The sequence below is a fragment of the Microcoleus sp. POL10_C6 genome, from assembly GCF_036701585.1.
Classification (GTDB): Bacteria; Cyanobacteriota; Cyanobacteriia; order Cyanobacteriales; family Microcoleaceae; genus Microcoleus.
The window spans coordinates 1-18,533 of sequence record NZ_JAUBRB010000088.1; the positions used below are offsets into that span (position 1 = coordinate 1).

The 18,533-nt window shown below is 46.0% G+C and carries 17 protein-coding genes; 10 read left to right on the top strand and 7 right to left on the bottom strand.

Features of this window, described 5'->3' with window-relative positions; genetic code table 11:
* The first annotated feature begins 669 nt into the window (after positions 1 to 669).
* From QUA34_RS28165 to QUA34_RS28175, 3 genes are all read left to right on the top strand, one after another.
* The gene (locus tag QUA34_RS28165) at positions 670 to 1,836 is read left to right on the top strand and encodes a zinc-dependent alcohol dehydrogenase (protein ID WP_333219036.1); all 1,167 of its coding nucleotides are present in this window, start codon (positions 670 to 672) and stop codon (positions 1,834 to 1,836) included.
* 27 nt (positions 1,837 to 1,863) lie between these two features.
* On the top strand, positions 1,864 to 2,073 hold the full coding sequence (locus QUA34_RS28170; RefSeq protein WP_333321496.1) for an acetyltransferase: 210 nt from the start codon (positions 1,864 to 1,866) through the stop codon (positions 2,071 to 2,073).
* A gap of 235 nt (positions 2,074 to 2,308) precedes the next feature.
* Positions 2,309 to 2,989, top strand: coding sequence for an HAD family hydrolase (locus tag QUA34_RS28175; RefSeq protein WP_333321499.1), 681 nt, complete (start codon positions 2,309 to 2,311; stop codon positions 2,987 to 2,989).
* A gap of 34 nt (positions 2,990 to 3,023) precedes the next feature.
* Here QUA34_RS28175 and QUA34_RS28180 read toward each other — a convergent pair whose 3' ends face one another.
* The gene (locus QUA34_RS28180; protein WP_333321503.1) at positions 3,024 to 4,184 is read right to left on the bottom strand and encodes an AAA family ATPase; all 1,161 of its coding nucleotides are present in this window, start codon (positions 4,182 to 4,184) and stop codon (positions 3,024 to 3,026) included.
* A gap of 15 nt (positions 4,185 to 4,199) precedes the next feature.
* A complete protein-coding gene (locus tag QUA34_RS28185; protein WP_333321507.1) occupies positions 4,200 to 4,991 on the bottom strand; it encodes an RNA ligase family protein in 792 nt (263 codons plus the stop codon).
* Positions 4,992 to 5,136: 145 nt separating this feature from the next.
* Between QUA34_RS28185 and QUA34_RS28190 the strand changes: the two genes are divergently transcribed.
* The 3 genes from QUA34_RS28190 (at position 5,137) to hpxZ (ending at position 7,146) form a co-directional block, all read left to right on the top strand.
* Positions 5,137 to 6,006, top strand: a complete 870-nt coding sequence (locus QUA34_RS28190; RefSeq protein ID WP_333321511.1) for a prohibitin family protein — start codon at positions 5,137 to 5,139, stop codon at positions 6,004 to 6,006.
* A gap of 236 nt (positions 6,007 to 6,242) precedes the next feature.
* A complete protein-coding gene (locus QUA34_RS28195; protein ID WP_190732048.1) occupies positions 6,243 to 6,662 on the top strand; it encodes a peptidylprolyl isomerase in 420 nt (139 codons plus the stop codon).
* A gap of 91 nt (positions 6,663 to 6,753) precedes the next feature.
* Entirely contained in the window at positions 6,754 to 7,146 is a 393-nt protein-coding gene (gene hpxZ / locus QUA34_RS28200; RefSeq protein WP_333321515.1) for an oxalurate catabolism protein HpxZ, read from the top strand.
* 206 nt (positions 7,147 to 7,352) lie between these two features.
* On the opposite strand, the gene QUA34_RS28205 is transcribed toward hpxZ, so the two are convergent.
* The 5 genes from QUA34_RS28205 to QUA34_RS28225 all read right to left on the bottom strand — a co-directional run bounded on the left by QUA34_RS28205 (position 7,353) and on the right by QUA34_RS28225 (position 14,583).
* Positions 7,353 to 8,477 carry a class I SAM-dependent RNA methyltransferase gene (locus QUA34_RS28205; protein ID WP_333321518.1) on the bottom strand — a complete coding sequence of 375 codons (1,125 nt, stop codon included), beginning with the start codon at positions 8,475 to 8,477 and terminating at the stop codon, positions 7,353 to 7,355.
* Between the two features lie 239 nt (positions 8,478 to 8,716).
* Complete coding sequence (locus tag QUA34_RS28210) at positions 8,717 to 10,063, bottom strand: TldD/PmbA family protein (RefSeq protein WP_333390545.1); 1,347 nt, start codon at positions 10,061 to 10,063, stop codon at positions 8,717 to 8,719.
* A 125-nt stretch (positions 10,064 to 10,188) separates the two neighbouring features.
* A complete protein-coding gene (locus QUA34_RS28215) occupies positions 10,189 to 11,667 on the bottom strand; it encodes a TldD/PmbA family protein (RefSeq protein WP_333390548.1) in 1,479 nt (492 codons plus the stop codon).
* 324 nt (positions 11,668 to 11,991) lie between these two features.
* Entirely contained in the window at positions 11,992 to 13,296 is a 1,305-nt protein-coding gene (locus tag QUA34_RS28220; protein ID WP_333390551.1) for an aspartate aminotransferase family protein, read from the bottom strand.
* A 249-nt stretch (positions 13,297 to 13,545) separates the two neighbouring features.
* Positions 13,546 to 14,583 carry an adenosine deaminase gene (locus QUA34_RS28225; protein ID WP_333390554.1) on the bottom strand — a complete coding sequence of 346 codons (1,038 nt, stop codon included), beginning with the start codon at positions 14,581 to 14,583 and terminating at the stop codon, positions 13,546 to 13,548.
* A gap of 346 nt (positions 14,584 to 14,929) precedes the next feature.
* Here QUA34_RS28225 and QUA34_RS28230 point away from each other — a divergent pair, with 346 nt between their 5' ends.
* The 4 genes from QUA34_RS28230 to QUA34_RS28245 all read left to right on the top strand — a co-directional run bounded on the left by QUA34_RS28230 (position 14,930) and on the right by QUA34_RS28245 (position 17,919).
* Positions 14,930 to 16,270 (top strand): adenylosuccinate synthase, encoded by a 1,341-nt coding sequence (locus QUA34_RS28230; protein ID WP_333390557.1) that lies wholly within the window; start codon positions 14,930 to 14,932, stop codon positions 16,268 to 16,270.
* A 155-nt stretch (positions 16,271 to 16,425) separates the two neighbouring features.
* Entirely contained in the window at positions 16,426 to 16,830 is a 405-nt protein-coding gene (locus QUA34_RS28235) for a hypothetical protein (protein ID WP_333321532.1), read from the top strand.
* 50 nt (positions 16,831 to 16,880) lie between these two features.
* Positions 16,881 to 17,249 (top strand): hypothetical protein, encoded by a 369-nt coding sequence (locus QUA34_RS28240; protein ID WP_333390560.1) that lies wholly within the window; start codon positions 16,881 to 16,883, stop codon positions 17,247 to 17,249.
* A 64-nt stretch (positions 17,250 to 17,313) separates the two neighbouring features.
* Positions 17,314 to 17,919, top strand: a complete 606-nt coding sequence (locus QUA34_RS28245) for a 50S ribosomal protein L25/general stress protein Ctc (RefSeq protein ID WP_333227981.1) — start codon at positions 17,314 to 17,316, stop codon at positions 17,917 to 17,919.
* The last annotated feature ends 614 nt before the right edge of the window (positions 17,920 to 18,533 follow it).

An 18,533-nucleotide genomic window follows, 5' to 3' on the forward strand; every position in this document is an offset into this window, starting at 1 on the left:
ATTTTAAATCACCCTAACCTTCCTTCAGTCTTGTCTTATGGTACTCTGGCTGCTTAAAAACTGTCCGGAGTATTGATATACAATATTTGACGATTAATCCTCCTTAAGCAGGGTGCGTGATTGTCAATATTGGTGAAGAGTGTTGAGCTATACAAAAGTCACGCACCCTACTTAATAATCGATAAACCCGCTTTTAGTTGAAAAGTTTTAGGTCGCTACTTATCTAATGTGAGCCATTACACCGCTTTAGTGAGATTAAGCGCGAAAATTTTATTAATTGTGAGAGGGGAGGGATCGCCGATCGACAAAAACAACCTCATCCATCTCGTTATTAGCTGTTCTAGCGGATGTTGAACCAAGACCGAAGTTGCAATCTTCCGCAAGGATTTTAGCAATTAACAACGTCCTAACCGTCGGGCGTGGTTGCTATAACTGTTGGCGATTAACAGAATAATGTTAAATTTCCCGCACTTTAGGGGCATAAACTTGACATTTTTGGTATTGAAAACAGCCGGAAGATAGATTTATAAATTATACCTTGGATAGAGAGAAAATATATTTTATATGCTTAAAATTAAAAACATCCAAGCGAGTAATTTATCAGCTTAGTAAAGGTAAGATTTAGAATCAAAAATTTGCTAGCTAGTAGTTAACTAGAGGAAAAAAATAATGAAAGCTCTTTGCTGGCACGGAGCAAATGATGTGCGAGTTGATAATGTACCAGACCCAACAATTATCAATCCGCGCGATGCCATAGTTAAAATAACGTCTACAGCCATCTGCGGCTCAGATTTGCACCTTTATAACGGCTACATCCCGACAATGCAATCGGGCGACATCATGGGTCACGAATTCATGGGGGAAGTAGTCGAACTCGGCAGCGAAGTCAAGAACTTAAAAAAGGGCGATCGCATCGTCATTCCTTTTACTATTTCTTGCGGTAGTTGCTTCTTTTGCAACCGCGATCTGTGGTCGCTGTGCGACAACTCCAACCCCAATGCAGGATTGGCTGAAAAACTCTACGGTCATTCGCCTGCAGGACTGTTTGGCTTCTCGCATTTAACGGGCGGCTATGCAGGAGGTCAAGCAGAATACGCGCGGGTTCCGTTTGCAGATGTCGGCCCTTTAAAAATTCCCGACGGACTTTCGGACGAACAAGTATTGTTCCTCACCGATATCTTTCCTACCGGTTACATGGCGGCCGAAAACTGCAACATTCAGCCGGGGGATACTGTAGCTGTGTGGGGATGCGGGCCCGTCGGACAATTTGCGATCAGAAGCGCGTTTATGCTGGGGGCCGAGCGAGTAATTGCGATCGACCGCGTACCGGAACGCTTGCAAATGGCGGCCGCGGCCAAAGCTGAAATCATCAACTACGAAGAAATGGACGCCGGGGAAGCCGTCACTGAAATGACGGGGGGACGCGGACCCGACTCTTGCATCGACGCTGTGGGAATGGAAGCCCACGGCACCGGCCTCGACGCTTTGTACGACAAAGCTAAGCAAGCCGTGCGCTTGGAGACCGATCGACCCACCGCCCTGCGACAAGTGATCGTAGCTTGCCGCAAAGGCGGCACAGTCTCAATTCCCGGCGTTTACGGCGGCTTTGTTGACAAAGTGCCCCTAGGTGCAGCTTTCAACAAAGGCTTGACCCTGAAAATGGGACAAACGCACGTTCACCGCTATTTGCGGCCTTTGCTCGATCGCGTTCAAAAAGGCGAAATTGACCCGTCATTCGTAATTACGCACCGAATGAAATTGGATGAAGCGCCCCACGCCTACGAGATTTTCCTCAACAAAAAAGACAACTGCATCAAAGTTGTCCTCAAACCCTAACTCGCATTCAATTGACAAGGAGAAACTATGCTTTTACAAGAAAAAGAATCAGGCGACTTGATAGAAATCCTCGATGTAGATGCTTTAATTAGCCCTACAAAACAAGAAGTGCCGGGAAAAAATCAAGCTGGTCAGGAAGAGCAAGATAAAGCAACTTTTGCAAAAAGTAATTTAGTGTTTCCTTCCGGTGAAACTCTGCCGCGCTGCTGGACTGAGGAAAATTATCAAACTCATTGATTCAACTGATTCTCCCTATCCCCCTTAACAAGGGGGGGAGGGGAAAGCTAGGGGTAGGAACAGGGCACATAGGTGTCAGCTTACCCCGAAAAATTGCTCTGAGACGGAAGTCCCTGTCTAAAAGTGCGTAGTGGAGACTTCAGTCCCCGATTGACTAATTAAATAATTATGGACTAAAGTTTTTACTACAAAATATTTTTTTGGAATAAGTCTAATAAGTAACAGCAAATAACTTATGGAATTGCAAGCAGTAATTCTCGATATTGACGGTACTCTGACGCTCAGCAATGACGCCCACGCTCAAGCTTGGGTAGAGTCATTTGCGGCTTACGGCTACGAGGTGCCGTTTGAGAAAATTCGCCCGCTAATTGGCATGGGAGGGGACAAAGTTATACCCAAAATGGTATCAGGACTTTCCGACGAAGAAGGCGACGGGAAAAAGATTGCACAGCGGCGCAAAGAACTGATTATTAACCGCTTTTCTCCAGAACTTTCTCCAACCCCCGGTTCGCGGGATTTGCTGTTAAAAATGCAGCAAGAAGGATTGCGGCTAATTATTGCTACTTCAGCTACCACTGAAGAACTTTCCGGTTTGCTGAAAGCTGCACAAGTTGACGATTTATTGGATCAAGCGGCGACATCTAGCGATGCGGAAGCTTCTAAACCGGAACCGGATATTGTGGAAGCTGCTTTGAGCAAATTGCAGATGGAAGCGAGTCAGACTGTGATGTTAGCTGATACTCCTTACGATGTCGAAGCTGCGGGCAAGTGCGGGGTGCCAGTAATTGCTTTTAGGTGCGGAGGTTTCGATGATGCTTCGCTGGCAAATGCTGCGGCAATTTACGATCACCCTGCGGATTTGTTGGCGCATTATGACGATTCCATTTTAGGGAAAAGGGAATTGGTAGCGCGTTGATGAAATAGGAGCACTAGCGGGTGGATTGCCACTATTAAGTGCGATCGCTCACAATCCACTCTACCTGATGGGCTTCTGTGATATCTGGAATATCCAGGCGCGCCGCTAATTTCCGAATGACTGCTTCCGGTACTGTTGCTGTGCGCGATCGATTCCGCTGCCATATTTCTTCTAGAGGTACTTCCAGATAAACAATGTGAATTCGCGCTTGATAAGCAGCAAAAAAATTAATTAATTGCTGCCGCATTTGTTTAGTTGTATTCGTGGCGTTCCACACAAAAGAACGCCCCTCATTTATATATTCGCGCGCTCTTTGTTTGGCTGCTGTCACCACATTCCCAGGTGTCTCGTTGGGAGGCACATTCATCTCTTTTCGCAGTGCATCCAGCGAGATTACTGGCAAATCTGGCAGATTTTTCCGAATCCAATAATCTTTACCGCTTCCTGGCAAGCCAGACATCAAAATTACTTCGCATCGAGTATCGTCAAATGCTTCGTAATCCGGGTTGCCGTTCTCTTTGCGGAAGTAGATAAATCTGCTGTGTGCTGATGGAAATTGTCGGGGAGAATCCAAACAATTATTTTCTTGACAAAACTCCCGAAATAGTTCTATTTTATCGAGCAATTCTTGTCTGTCGCTACACTGTCGGCCGCGCACGTCTGCTTCGGCTAAAAGTGCGAGGAAATCGCAGCGGACAACTTGACTAACTTTAATTACAGACTGCTGCGGGTTGGGTTTGTCGATCAGCCAGATGGGTAAACTGCCGAATTGGACGATCGCCACAACTGTTTCGCGAATCTCAAACTGCACAGGCGGCTCGAATTGGGATAAAATTTGTCTGACCATTCTCGCACCTTGGCGGGCGTGACCTTTTGAGCTAATTCTGCCGTCGGCTTCTATTTTTGTAAAGGCTGGTTTGGCGACATCGTGCAGCAAAGCGGCGGCAAAAAGTATCGATCGTTCTTTTTCGGGAAGTTGCCGCCAATTTGGGGATGAGATTAATGCTTCGCAGACCATTTTAGTATGAATTAAAACGTCTCCTTCGGCGTGATAAATAGGGTCTTGCTGACATCCTTTTAAGTTTTGAATCCAATCGAAATGATTTTGAATGCTCTCCCAATCCAGAAACCAATCGGGCGGTTGGGGACAAAAGGGAAAAGTCCAAGTTGCCGATGGCGATAACAGTGCATTCATAAATTCACCTGCTGGTTAACTAAAATTAAATAAATCTGCACCTGGACGCAGAATATTGGGTATAATTGGGCGATTTAGCCAATGTCCCTCGGCATTTTTAATAGCCGTCAAAAAGCTGGCACGCACGTATTTATAACGCGCCTTTACTATGCCATCTTCTTCGATTTTAATGTACAGACCTTCCATAATCTCACTCTTGTCAGTCTCTTTCAAACACCGTTCTTCATCTAATCCCAATTCCCGACTGTACAAACCCAAGCGCTCCAAATGCCCCGGTTGAATAAAATTAGATTTTTCCATAAACTGCATCATTTGCTTGGGAGATTTCAGCACTCCCGAAAACAGCACGGGAACTGACACCAACGGCAGTCCGCTTAACAACTTGCGGCGGGATTCTGTACTCAAAAATTGATTTTTTTCTAAGTCCAGCACGTCATATTCCATAAAATAGTGCGGCAAAAAATCATAAAAAACAGTGTGTTTGGCATAAAGCCATTCCCCGTAAAGAATGTAGCGATTTCCCAGCACTTCTCCCAGGGTTCCGCTAAGACTGAAAGCCCACTGTTTGAATAAGTTAAAATGTTTTTCCCTCGGCCCGCCGGTGAGATAGTGGCCGCGACTTTGCAGCAGCATTTGTCCATCTGGTGCGAAGCTGATGCCTGTATTAGCGCCGTCTACCTTTTCTTCAATCACTGTCGGGCGATCGCTCAGGGCGCTAAATGGCACGCTGTCGAGGTCTTCATCACCCGGCTGGAAACGCGAACCTTCGATGTGATAAGTTCGAGGATATTTAACAATTTTGACCATCAGCCAATCCCTTTGAGATTTGAGACTTTAGAGGCGACCCCATCCATTTTAGATTGTAGTAATTTTAGATTTGAGATTTTATAATTTAGAGGCGATCGAATCTATTTAACCATTATAATGGAATGAGCACAAAGGAGCGTGTAAGTTGAAAAATCAAAGTTTCCAGAGCATATCATCAGCACTCGCTGGGATTCTATTAGTAGGCGCGCTACTCATCGCCTTAAACTCTTTTGTCGTCATCAATCCAGGCGAAGCAGGCGTTGTCAGCGTTTTAGGAAAAGCCACAGATGGAGCATTGTTAGAGGGGTTTCACCTCAGACCCCCGCTAATATCCAAGGTAGATGTGTACGATGTAACAGTGCAAAAATTTGAAGTTCCCGCCCAGAGTGCTACTAAAGACCTTCAGGATTTAAATGCCAGTTTTGCCATCAACTTTCGCCTCGATCCTGAGAAAATAGTGGAGATCAGAAGGACTCAAGGAACTTTGGAGAATATAGTCTCAAAAATTATTGCTCCTCAGACGCAAGAAGCATTTAAAACAGCCGCTGCACTGAGAACCGCCGAACAATCTATTACTCAAAGAAGTGAACTGAAGCGAGACTTTGATACTGCGCTGAAGGAAAGGCTATCCAAGTATGATGTCATCGTACTCGATACGAGCGTTGTTAACATTCGATTCTCCACAGATTTTGCGAAAGCGGTTGAAGAGAAACAGGTTGCTGAACAGCGGGCGCAAAGAGCTGTTTATGTGGCTCAGGAAGCAGAACAACAGGCTCAAGCTGACATTAACCGCGCTCAAGGTAGGGCAGAAGCTCAAAGACTTTTGGCTGAAACTTTGAAGGCTCAGGGCGGCGATTTAGTTCTGCAAAAAGAGGCGATCGAAGCTTGGAGAAGCGGCGGGGCTCAGATGCCAAAAGTGCTGGTTATGGGCGCAGGTTCGAGTCGGGTTCCTTTCATTTTTAATATGAGCGATATTCAGGAAGAACCCGATCGCCCGCAAGTGACCAACAATTAAAATATGGCTGAGGGTAACAAGCTCGGTGTCTCCGAAAATATGGGCTTTGCTAACCATAAATCTCGCAATAAACCGAGTTTCCTCAGAAAGCGCACATAAGTCCTATGAGAGTTGCGGGAATATGCTACACTTCTGAAAGCCACAATATAACGACAGTTTAAAACCTGTTGTTATAAAAGCGAAGTCCGCAATTAACACGCAGGCAACACACTCATTTTAGGAAGCCAGGAGAAATCATGACCCGCGCTATTATGGAAACCGACAAAGGCACAATCAATTTGGAATTGTTCGATGCGGATGCGCCTAACACAGTGAAGAATTTTGTTGACTTGGCGGAAAAAGGTTTTTACGATGGATTGTCCTTTCACCGAGTCATTCCTAACTTTATGATTCAAGGTGGCTGTCCAAAAGGCAATGGAACGGGCGGCCCCGGCTACAAAATCAAGTGCGAAATTAACTCCAACAAACATTTGGCAGGAACTTTATCGATGGCTCACGCAGGCCGCGATACGGGTGGCAGCCAATTCTTTATTTGCCATTCTCCTCAGTCTCATCTAGATGGAGTTCACACAACTTTTGGCAAAACTGAGGATATGTCTGTCGTCAATGCTATCCGCCAAGGTGACAAGATTATCTCGCTCAAAATTGAGCATTAATTTTCTCTAATTAGTTGCGTTTGCAATAAGGAATTTAGTCCTTATTGCAAACAAAACGTGTGAAATTTAAGAGTTTTAAAATCTCAAATTTATGACGGTTATCAATGATTATGCTGTGGTGACTGAGTTAACTGAACTATATTTAAAATACGAAAAAGCTCTTTGTACGAATGATATTGAAACTCTCGATAATTTGTTCTGGGATGCGCCGGAAGTCGTGCGGTTTGGGGTGACGGAGAACCTCTACGGGAGCGATGAGGTGAGGGCTTTTCGCAAAGGACGATCGCCTGTAAATGTCGATCGAGAAATGTTCAACCTCAAAGTCGTGACTTTCGATGGAGACACGGCGGCTGTGACGCTGGAATTTCGCCGTGTAATGGATGGAGTGGTGCGGCTGGGGCGGCAGAGTCAGATGTGGCGGAAGTTTCCTCAAGGATGGAAGATTGTTTCCGCTCACGTTTCTTTTTTGCCACTGGAGGGATGAGCGGTGACACACCTCCAATCAAGGTGAAATAATTTCCCCAGTCGGTATTTGAATTTGATTATTGTGGAGCCATTTAATTCGGCAGATATTCTTTTTTTCCTTTACTATTAGTGCCTCTCTCTGTCTTGTCACCTATCTTCTGCTTTCTTGGTTCTCCACTTTTCCAGTAGCTTCCTCATTACCGCTATTTTCCCTGCTCCGATCCTCTAATACAGTTCATATTTGAGCAAAGTACACGGAATCGATCCATTAAAAACCGGAATACGCCGCGATGTCCTGAGTCCCACCTTTTTACCCAACTCCTTATTTCCTGTCAAAATAAACGCATTCCAACCTTTAAAACGATTCTTGAAAATATCCCCCAACATCTTGTACAAATCTCCCAATTCGCTAGCATCTCCCAGGCGCTCTCCGTAGGGAGGATTGCAAATCAAAACGCCTCTGTCTGCGGGGGCTTCCAACTGAGATAACTCGGTTTGAGCAAACTGAATCTTACCGGAAATACCAGCTTGCTGCGCGTTCGTGCGAGCTTGAGTTAACATATCGAAATCGCGATCGCACCCTGCAATCACCTCTTTAAGCTCCGGCAATTCGCTATTTTCAGCTTCGGCCCACAATTTATCCCACAAAGGTTCGTCAAAATCCCGCCAAGTCATAAATCCAAACTTTTCTCGAAACAATCCCGGTGCAATATTCAATCCCTTTAAAGTCGCTTCCAAAGGCAAAGTTCCAGAACCGCACATCGGGTCTAAAAACGGCAAATCTGGCGTCCATTCTGCCATCTCCAACAAAGCCGCAGCTAGGGTTTCTTTGAGGGGAGCAAGCCCCATCGCCGGTCGATATCCCCGGCGGTGCAAACTGCCGCCAGAACTGTCTAAACTTAAAATACAGTTGTCTCGATGAATGTGAATGTTAATTAGTAAATCGGGATGCTCTACATCAACATTAGAACGCTTGTTAAATTGAAGGCGCTGTTGGTCGGCGATCGCATTTTTGACCTGCAAAGCTGTAAAGTGAGTGTGGTTCAACTTTTCGTTGCCGCCGGTGCAGTTTACTGCTAAAGTATTTTCGGGATATAAGTATTCGTCCCAGGGGATTTTCTGCACTTCGCGGTAGAGCATATCCGAGTTGTAACACCGGAATTCGGCGATCGGCATTAGCACTCGAAAAATTGTTCTCGACCAAAGATTGACGCGGTACAATAAAGCGCGATCGCCCGCAAAGTAAACCCCTGTAAAATCTGGCTTGACATCCTGGGCCCCTAAACGTTCTAATTCTTGGGCGGCAATAGTTTCTAAACCGCGCGCAACTGTAGCAAAATATTGATTCATTGATAATTGGTAATTGGTAATTGCTTTTTCTCGATCGCTCTAAATTAGATAGTAGCTGGTTTAAATCCTAACTCTCACAAACAATACTCTACCTTAAGCTAGATGCCTCGGTAAAAAAAATACTAACTTTCCGAACAGCTTTGTTAACAGGCGATCGCCCGAACCCGCACCCGATCGACCTTACCGACACAAAAACCCACCTCCTCCGGGTGGGTTTCCGCGCACCTCACCCTTGCAAGTCACAAACTGTCAGTAATACTCGTAAAATTAAAAGCTTTCACGCGCACTCCGGGCACGACACTACCGCCGTAACGCTTCACCGCACTAACTGCATCCACATCGCGCAACATATCAGGTAAAACTTGATTGAAACGCAGGTTTTTAATCGGGTAAGCAATTTTGCCATCCTCAATCCAAAAAGTACCGTCGCGAGTCATTCCCGTTACTTCCAATGTTTTCGGATTAACGTAGCGCACGTACCAAGCTCGACTGACGAAAATTCCTCGCTCGGTTTGAGCAACTAAATCTGCTAAACTTTGGTCGGAACCTGTCATCACGATCGGGTAATAAGCACCTTTTGCCTCTTTGCCTTTTTGTGCGGCCCAGTAGCGGGAATAAGACAAACTTTGAGGGACGCCATCTTGGATGATTTCCAAATAGTTATTGCTCAATCCGTCGCCGAAAAAAGTATTCGATCGCAGCAAAGGATGAGCCGGATCGCGCTGCACTTGCACTAACGGGCTAAAAAGTTGTTCCCCCGCGCGGTTTCCCGCTGGTTTTCCCTCTGCATCGGCGATCGACATAAACGATCGCCCCTCATCCGCCGCCCTCGCATCCAGCCCCCAAATCACCCACGGTAGCAAGTCCGCAAAAGCAGCACCATCAAAGATTACAGGATAAATGCCGGGAGTGACTTCGCGGGGGTTGCGGGATGCGATCGCCCGATCGAGCACTTGTTCTGCTAATTCGGCGATCGGCAATTCGTTGATACTCCAAGCAGTGCTCTGAGCCCAACTAGAACCGTCTTCAATGCGAGCAGTAAAGCTGAAATCCGCCTCTGTAGAACGATTGCAGGCGCGGAGTCCGGTTGACGAGGCGATCGCGTACAGCGACGCGTCAGTGCTCAAAGTGCCCGAACCATGAGCGCCCCCCTGGGAGGATCTGGCGCAAGCTTGCTGCACCAATTCGGCCCGCGCTAGAGGCGATATAGTTGCGGTTGCTGCGTCGAATGCGGGCGATCGCAAATCGTAGGTTTGAGGTGGCAGCAGCGGCATCCATTCGGGGTCTGCCGGCGCAATTCGGGCCAATTCTTCCGATCGCTTAACTGCGGAGGCGATCGCATCTTCATCAAATTCTGTAACAGCAGCAGAGGCGCTTTTGTTGCCAAAATAGCTAGTAATGCTCAGGTTAAATACAGTTTTGCTAATATTTTGGCTGATTTGATTTTCCGAGAATCGGGAAAGAGATTCCTCGCCAGTAGAGAGACTGACAAATACTTCCTCTGCTTTGGATAATTTGACTGCTTTTTCTACTACAGATAAGGCTTGGTCTTCACTTAAAAGTGCGGGCGATGTTGTTACAATCATGATTGGTAATTAGGCATTGCGAATTGGGCATTGCGAATTGGGCATTGCGAATTGGGTATTGCAAATTGGGCATTGTTAGCAATTAACTAATAACTAAGAACCGATGCCCCGTGTCCCATGTCCTATTACCCAATTTGAATATTTCTCACTCGCACCGGCACACAAGCGTGAGTCATTTGAGCAACCTGCATCGGCTCGCCCTTTCCGCATATATTAGTACCGCACTGAACCTGCTCCGAAGCCGGCCCAATCGCATCTATTTGATTCCAGAAATCAGTAGTCATCGCCTGATAAGTTACATCCTTCAACATACCGACAACTTTACCTTTTTCCACCTTCCAAAAAGCATCGCCGCCGAATTGAAAATTGCGTCGCTGCTGGTCGATCGAATAACTACCCATACCGTCGATTAAAATCCCGTCTTCCGTATCCGCAATCATCTCTGCCAAAGTAGCAGTATGGCTGCCGCCATCCGGGCCCGGCTCTAATCCCAAATTGGGAATTCTCACCATCGGCACGCTCGACCAACTGTCAGCGTAAGCAGAACCGTTGCTGCTACCGCGTCCGAGGCGATAAGCCGTCTCTCTGTCAGTGAGATAATCAACTAAAATTCCATCCTTGACAACGTACCACTCTTGTGATTTTACGCCCTCATCATCGTAACCCATTGTACCGCGGCCGCCTGGTTGAGTGCGATCGCACTTAAAATTCACCCAAGGTGCAGCGTATTGCAGTTTATTTAACTTATCAGTAGTAGCAAAGCTCGTACCAGCAAAATTAGATTCGTAACCGTAAACCCGGTCTAATTCAGTTGGATGTCCTACAGATTCGTGGATTGTCAAATACAAATTTGTCGGCAGGAGAATCAGGGATTTGCAAATACCAGCCGGGATTTTGGGAGCGCGCACTTTCTCAATAGCTTCAGCGGCAACTCTTTCGACTTGACTCAACAAATCATCGGGATTAATATGTTCGTAACCGATATTAAGTGGAGGGCGTTCGTAACTGCGACTTTGGGCATCGCCGCCCGCAATTGCCGTACAGTTAAAACCCGGATAGCTGCGGTAGATTGTTTGTTCGATTAGCGAGCCTTCTGTGGAAGCAAAAACCTTGTCTTCGCGGCTGGACTGCAAAAAAGAATCAGCTTTTTTGATGCCTTGTGCGCCGTGTGCTAGCAGCTTCTCGTTGATAGTTAGCAGCAGTTCAGCTTTCTCAGCAACGGGTACAGAAAAAGGGTCAATGGTGATGGGAGTAATGTAGGTATCGACATATTTTTCGACAGGCACTAACCGCACCGGTTCCTTTTGAGTTAAGCGGCTGCCTTTAGCGATTTCTACAGCCAAAGCGACTATTCTTGCAACCTCTGCGGCTGTTTTGCTGTGACTGGCGGCAAACCCCCAAGCGCCGTCTAGAAGGACTCGCACGCCAAAACCGGAACTTACATTATCTGACAGTTGACTTAAAGATCGATCGCGCGCATAAAGATTCTGCCTTCGGTAACTGCAAAAACGCACATCACCGTACTCGCAACCTGTTTTCCGAATCAAATCTACAGCCAAATTTGCTAACTCGTTAGCAGAGATTTTTGCAGTTAATTGCACCATAGTTATGCGTCATTCGTCGTTAGTTGTTAATTATTATAGCGCTTTTTAATTATTTGAACGAACCGCGAAGATGCAAAGAGCGCGAAGGAAGGAAAGAGAGAGGTGTTTTTCATATCGTTGACGGTTGTTTCGGAATGATTAAACCGCAGAGACCGCAGAGACCGCAGAGGAAGAAAAGAGAGAGATAAATAATTCCGATACCAACGAATTTGATGTCATTTCTAAGTAGAATTTTTACCTAAAAACATCTTCTTCTTTCTCTTCCTTTGCGTCCTAGCGCTTACGCGCGGCTTCGCCTAACGCGTCTTCGCGGTTCGTTAAATCCTACTCCATTTCCTGCAAAACCCCTGTCAAAATTTCTACAAGGCGATCGATATGTTCCTTCTCAATAATCAACGGTGGCGATAAAGCAATAATATCACCCGTAGTCCGAATCAGCAAGCCTTTTTCATAGCACTGCAAGAAACAATCAAAAGCCCGTTTTCCCGGCTTCCCAGCAATAGATTCCAACTCAATCCCCGCCACCAGTCCCAGATTGCGGACATCAATTACGTGCCGCACTCCCTTCAAAGAATGCACCGCATCTTCCCAGTAGCCAGCCATCTTATCGGCTCGTTCAAACAGCCTTTCTTCCTCATAAATATCCAGCGTCGCCAAAGCAGCCGCACAAGCCAGAGGATGACCAGAATAAGTATAACCGTGAAAAAGCTCGATCGCATTTTCAGGAGCATTCATGAAAGCATCATAAATTCCTTGCTTCACAAACACCGCCCCCATCGGCACCGTACCGTTAGTTATCCCTTTCGCCGCCGTCACAATATCGGGAACAACCCCAAAATATTCAGTAGCAAAACTGGAACCTAAACGCCCGAATCCGGTAATTACCTCATCAAAAATCAGCAGAATTCCGTATTTGTCGCAAATCGCCCGCAGTCGCTCCAAATAACCTTTCGGGGGAATCAAAACCCCTGTAGAACCAGCCACAGGTTCGACAATTACTGCTGCAATATTCGACGCATCGTGCAAAGCGACAATCCGCTCCAATTCATCCGCCAAATGTGCTCCCCATTCCGGTTGTTTGCGGCTGAAAGCATTGTGTTCGAGATTGTGAGTGTGAGGCAAATGATCGACTCCCGTCAGCAAACTGCCAAAAAACTTGCGGTTTGTACCGATACCGCCGACAGAAATTCCTCCAAAACCAACGCCGTGATAGCCGCGTTCCCTCCCGATTAATCTTTGGCGAGTTCCTTCACCTTTTACCCGGTGATAAGCAATCGCAATTTTTAAAGCAGTTTCTACAGATTCCGAACCCGAATTAGTAAAGAAAACGCGATCGAAATTGCCCGGAATCATCTTTACCAAACGTTCCGCCAATTCAAAAGCGCCCGGATGTCCCATCTGAAAAGCCGGAGAGTAATCCAAACGCAAAACCTGCTGTTTAACTGCTTCGGCAATTGTCTCGCGGGCGTGTCCTGCATTCACGCACCAAAGCCCTGCAGTACCATCCAAAATTGAGCGGTTATCATCGCTTGTAAAGTGCATATCTTTTGCCGAAACCAATATTCGCGGATTCGCTTTAAACTGTCGGTTGGCAGTGAATGGCATCCAGTAAGCGTCCATATTTGTCATCGTTTTTTTATCTTTTTATATTGATGATTCTGCCTTCAAACTATAACTTGCTACGGATTGGAGATCGCCAGACGCTTATTATAATTTTACAAATATCTTTTTTAAACGAACCGCGAAGACGCAAAGAGCGCGAAGGAAGAGAAGAAAGAGGTTTTTATCATTTTGAAGTAGAGTATTTGCCTGAAGACATCTACCTATCTTCTTCTTTCTTTTCCTTCGCGCCTTTGTGGTTAATTAAATAGATATTCTTTAATTAACGATCGCCTCCACAGACTCATGCTGCAACAAACCAGTTAGCATTTTCACAGGCCGCTCCCCGTAGGGCCACGCGAAAGCATGGCGAAAAGCTGCTTCTTGACACGCTTGCAACTGCCGAAAATCAATGATATCCAAAGTTAACAAATTCTCGTACTCGAAAGGCAATCGCACGTTGTGCAATCCCGCGTTGTCGGTGCAAATGGCAATATCGACACCAGCTTCAAAACATCGATCGAACACAACCTTCAATTCGCGCATATCCTGCAACGTCCCCGTTTTGAGATAGGTAGTCGGACAAACTTCCAAGCATTGACCCCTGCGCGCGACTTCTGGCAGCAGTTCGGGATATTTTAACGGAATTTGAATCCCGTGGCCGATACGCATCAGATAGGGCAAAAGTTCGGGATAACAGCCAGAGGTAGTTTCGTAGAGGTGGCCGGTAGTTTTGATGCCGATCGACCTCGCGTACTGGTACAATCCGACAAACTCCTCCAAACGATCGCCAATAGCAGCATCGCCGCCAGCTAGATCGATCGCGCAAACGTATTCTCCCATTTGTGCGGCCAAATCTACGATCGCCCGATTCACTTCATAAGGCAAACGCGAGTGCATACACAAAATTTGGCTGGTAACAATCGGACAATCGCTAATTTGACTTGCCTTGCCCACAACCTTGACAATTTCTGCCATCAAATCAATGCGTTTTGACTGTTCCAAATGTTCTGGAGTCCGCAAATAAGGCGTATAGCGCAACTCCAAATAAGCCAGATTTTCAAACACGTAAGCGCCCCGCATCAACCGATAGATGAAATAAGGCAATGTCTCAACAGTTTGAACGCTTTCTACCAGCGTGTGCAGTTCCAAATACTCATTGAGAGTATTGCGCGGACGAGTGTAAAACTCCTCAAACTCCGAGTATTCTTGAAATCGATTAACCATCTCAGCATTGTGGCGATCGAAATACCGCCACAGCACCCTAGGAACAACAGAACCACCCAGATGGCGGTGCAACTCAGCGTGTAAAGTCATGGCAACAAAGCCTCAATTTTCTCAATTTTAACAAAAATTAATTAGTCAGTAGTCAGTAGTCATTAGTCATTAGTCATTAGTCATTGGTTATTTGTGAGTTCCCATGCCTAATGCCCAATAGACATCTCCCATAATTCTTGTGGAACAGGCAAGATGCCTGTTCAAAATAGGCTTTTTGGGAGATGCCCCATGCCCCATGCCCCATGCCCCATGCCCCATGCCCCATGCCCCATGCCCCATGCCCGTATCTAAAATCTAAAATCTAAAATCTAAAATAGATTGACATTTGGGACGCATTCATACATAATCGGAGATTGTGTCAACCTGAACTGAACGCGAGAAACCCTTGGCTAACGTAGTTGTGATCGGCGCCCAGTGGGGCGATGAAGGAAAAGGCAAAATTACCGATTTGCTCAGCAAATCCGCAGATATCGTTGTCCGCTACCAAGGGGGCGTCAACGCGGGTCACACCGTGGTAGTTAACGGTCAGACTTTCAAGCTGCATTTAATTCCGTCCGGGATTCTCTACCCTGATAAAGAGTGTATTATCGGCTGTGGCACGGTCATCGACCCTAAAGTTTTAATTGCAGAGTTAGATCAGCTAGAGGCACTGAATATTTCGACAGCCTCGCTGATGATTTCGGAGACGGCTCACGTCACGATGCCCTATCATCGATTAATTGATGTAGCATCGGAAACGCAGCGGGGAAATTATAAAATCGGGACGACGGGACGCGGCATTGGCCCTACTTACGCCGACAAGTCGGAACGCACGGGCATTCGGATGCTCGATTTAATGGACTTGGACGGGTTGCAAGAACAATTGGAATGGACGATTAATTGTAAAAATGTCCTTCTCGAAAAACTCTACAATTTGCCGCCTTTAAATCCGCAAGACGTAATTGATGAATATCGAGTTTATGCGGAACGTTTGCGGCCGCACGTAGTTGATAGTTCCCTGAAGATTTATGAGGGAATTCACAAGCGGAAAAATATTCTGTTTGAAGGCGCGCAAGGCACTTTATTAGACTTAGACCACGGTACTTATCCTTACGTTACTTCGAGCAATCCCATCGCTGGTGGGGCTTGTGTGGGAACAGGAGTCGGCCCAACAGCGATTGATCGCGTAATTGGCGTAGCAAAAGCTTATACAACCCGCGTCGGAGAAGGCCCTTTCCCTACGGAAATGGTAGATGGAGTTGGCGCAATTTTGGGCGAGAGAGGTGCAGAATTCGGCACGACAACGGGCAGAAAACGCCGCTGCGGTTGGTTCGACGCAGTAATCGGCCGCTACGCAGTCCGCATCAACGGCCTTGACTGTCTGGCAATTACCAAACTAGATGTTTTGGATGAATTAGAAGAAATAAAAGTTTGCGTTGCTTACGAAATTGACGGCGAAAGATGTGTTGATTTCCCGAAAAGTTCCCGGATATTTGCTCGCTGCAAACCTATTTACGAAACCCTTCCCGGTTGGAAACAGTCTACGGAAGAGTGCCGCAATTTGGAAGATTTGCCGCCGCAAGCTTTGAATTATCTGAAGTTTTTGGCAGATTTGATGGAAGTGCCGATCGCGATCGTTTCTCTCGGTGCCAGCCGCGACCAAACTATTATTGTAGAAGACCCGATTCACGGCCCGAAACGCGCTTTGCTCTCTGCTGACGGTACGCCAGTAGCAGCACAATCATAACAGGTTTAGTTATAATAGACAAAAAGGGTCTAAGCTGTTCTGGATTTAAATTGTATGTCAAAAAACAATAAAACTCTTGTGGGGTGGGCGTCCCGCCCGCCCAGAAGATGCAATTTAAATGCGCGACAGCTTATCTCATGTGTGACGAGGCTCCAATGACCGATGAAGATCGTCTGATCTACCAACTAACCCTTCATCGAGATTTGGTTGGCTGGGTAATCGGAAAGTTAGCTGAAGCTGGCATTGCATCCCAGAGAACTACTGGCAACTATCCGAAAGGAGACATTTTGATTGTCGCTCCAAATGAGGCATCGCAAGTAAAAGAAATAATCCGGGATATTCATAATCAATACACTAGAGAAAATATCAAAGATTCACAGTCAACCTTAGAGGAAAGAAAAACAAACTTACCGCATATAGAAATCAAAACCACATACCTTTCAGGAAAAGCAGTTAATGAAATTATTGATACTGCTACTGTCATTGCAGTTGAAAGTGCCGATAGAATTTCTGGACCTGGCAAGGCTAAATTTATTAAAGCAGTTATAGCTTATGCATAAAATATTCCTTTGAACGAGTTTCTAGATGTTGAGTAGCAGGAGTAATCCCAATGTTTGACATCAGTTTTTATTCAGCCAATGGTGAACCGTCCGATAGTGTAAGAATAACAGCAGCTACTTACGAGTGGTTAGCAAAATCAGCATTTTCAAAAATAGGTGGCGAATCAATCGAAACCAAAATTTACCTAGATGAAGAAAATGTAATTCTGCCTTTAGTTGAATTAAATCAAGATATTCGCCAGCAGTTCAAGAAAATTTTCAGCGAAGCAATCATCAGTGAAAGCGATGCAGTTCTTACTAAGCTTGGTGATTACCCTTCAAAAGAAGAGTATCAAGAAGGAACGTACCGTCTGAGAAAAATGCTGGAATTGCTGAAGAGTGTGGAAAACGAAAATTATCAATACCTTCAGCGAATTTAATTGAGCGCGATCGCAATATCACAATTCTGGTAAAATGTGAAAACAATCAACAGAAAGTCATAAAATGGAACTCGCAGTAGAATGTCAAAAGCGGGCAGAAGGCAGCAAACCTAACGCCCTCCGCCGCTCTGGATTGATTCCCGCCGTCCTCTACGGTCACAAAGGCTCTGAATCCATTTCCCTTACCATCAAAGCCAAAACAGTTGAACACCTGCTCAAAAAGCACGTAGTCAACAATGCCCTAATTGACCTCAGCATTCCCGACCTCTCTTGGAGCGGCAAAACCTTGCTCCGGGAAGTGCAAGTTCATCCTTGGAAGGGCTATCCTTACCACCTGAGCTTTTTCTCCGTGGCGACTCAAGACAGCCTGGAAGTTGAATTGTCACTGCGTTTTGTCGGCGAACCTGTCGGCGTCAAGTTAGAAGGCGGCATCTTGGATACGGTGCTGACGCAACTCGCAGCTAAGTGCAAACCTGACAGCATTCCTGAAGCAATTGAAGTAGATATTTCTCATTTAAAGGTTGGGGATGCGCTGCACATTCACGAATTAGTTTTGCCTGCAGGAGTGGTAGCTCTCGGCGAACCAGATCAGGTGGTTGTTAGCGTGCTGGGAATTCAAGCAGGTTCTGAAGCCGAAGACGCAGAAGAAGACGCAGCCGCAGCAGCTTAATTAGTAATTGCTAATAGTTGTTAACTAATTGTTGAAAAAAAAGGGCGATCGCTTTCTCCCAAAAGGGCGATCGTTTTTTGCTAAAAAGGCTATTCTCGTTTGGGTTCGATTGCACATTTTACGCCCTGCTCAGAAACAGGCAAGATGCCTGTTCCACAAACAGTGAATTACTTTCTTGTGGGGTGGGCTTAGAGCTAGCCCGTAATATCTTTTTAGGCGGGTTCCCCTCCACACCACCAGCAATTATCCCACAAGCAAAAACCGGCAGTGTTTACTTTGCTTTACAAAACCTGCGATCAACCAGAAGCTACAAGAGTCGGAACTGGCGCGCAAATCCGCCAGAAACCTTACTGATTCTTACATATTTAGCCGTAAAATCAAAAAATTAGCCGAGAATCCCGGTTCCTCGCCAGCACCGCGAGTCAAAAAAATTAAGAATTGGGGGAACAAGTCAGGTTCTGTTAGTGTCAAACGCGAGTATAATTGTGAAACGTTTTGACTACCCTATTTAATTCCTGCCTCTGGAGCCGCCGCCCATATGCCATCAACAGTGAATACAGAATCAACAGCGGTTCAATTTAACCAACAGGGAGAAATATACTTATCCCAAGGAA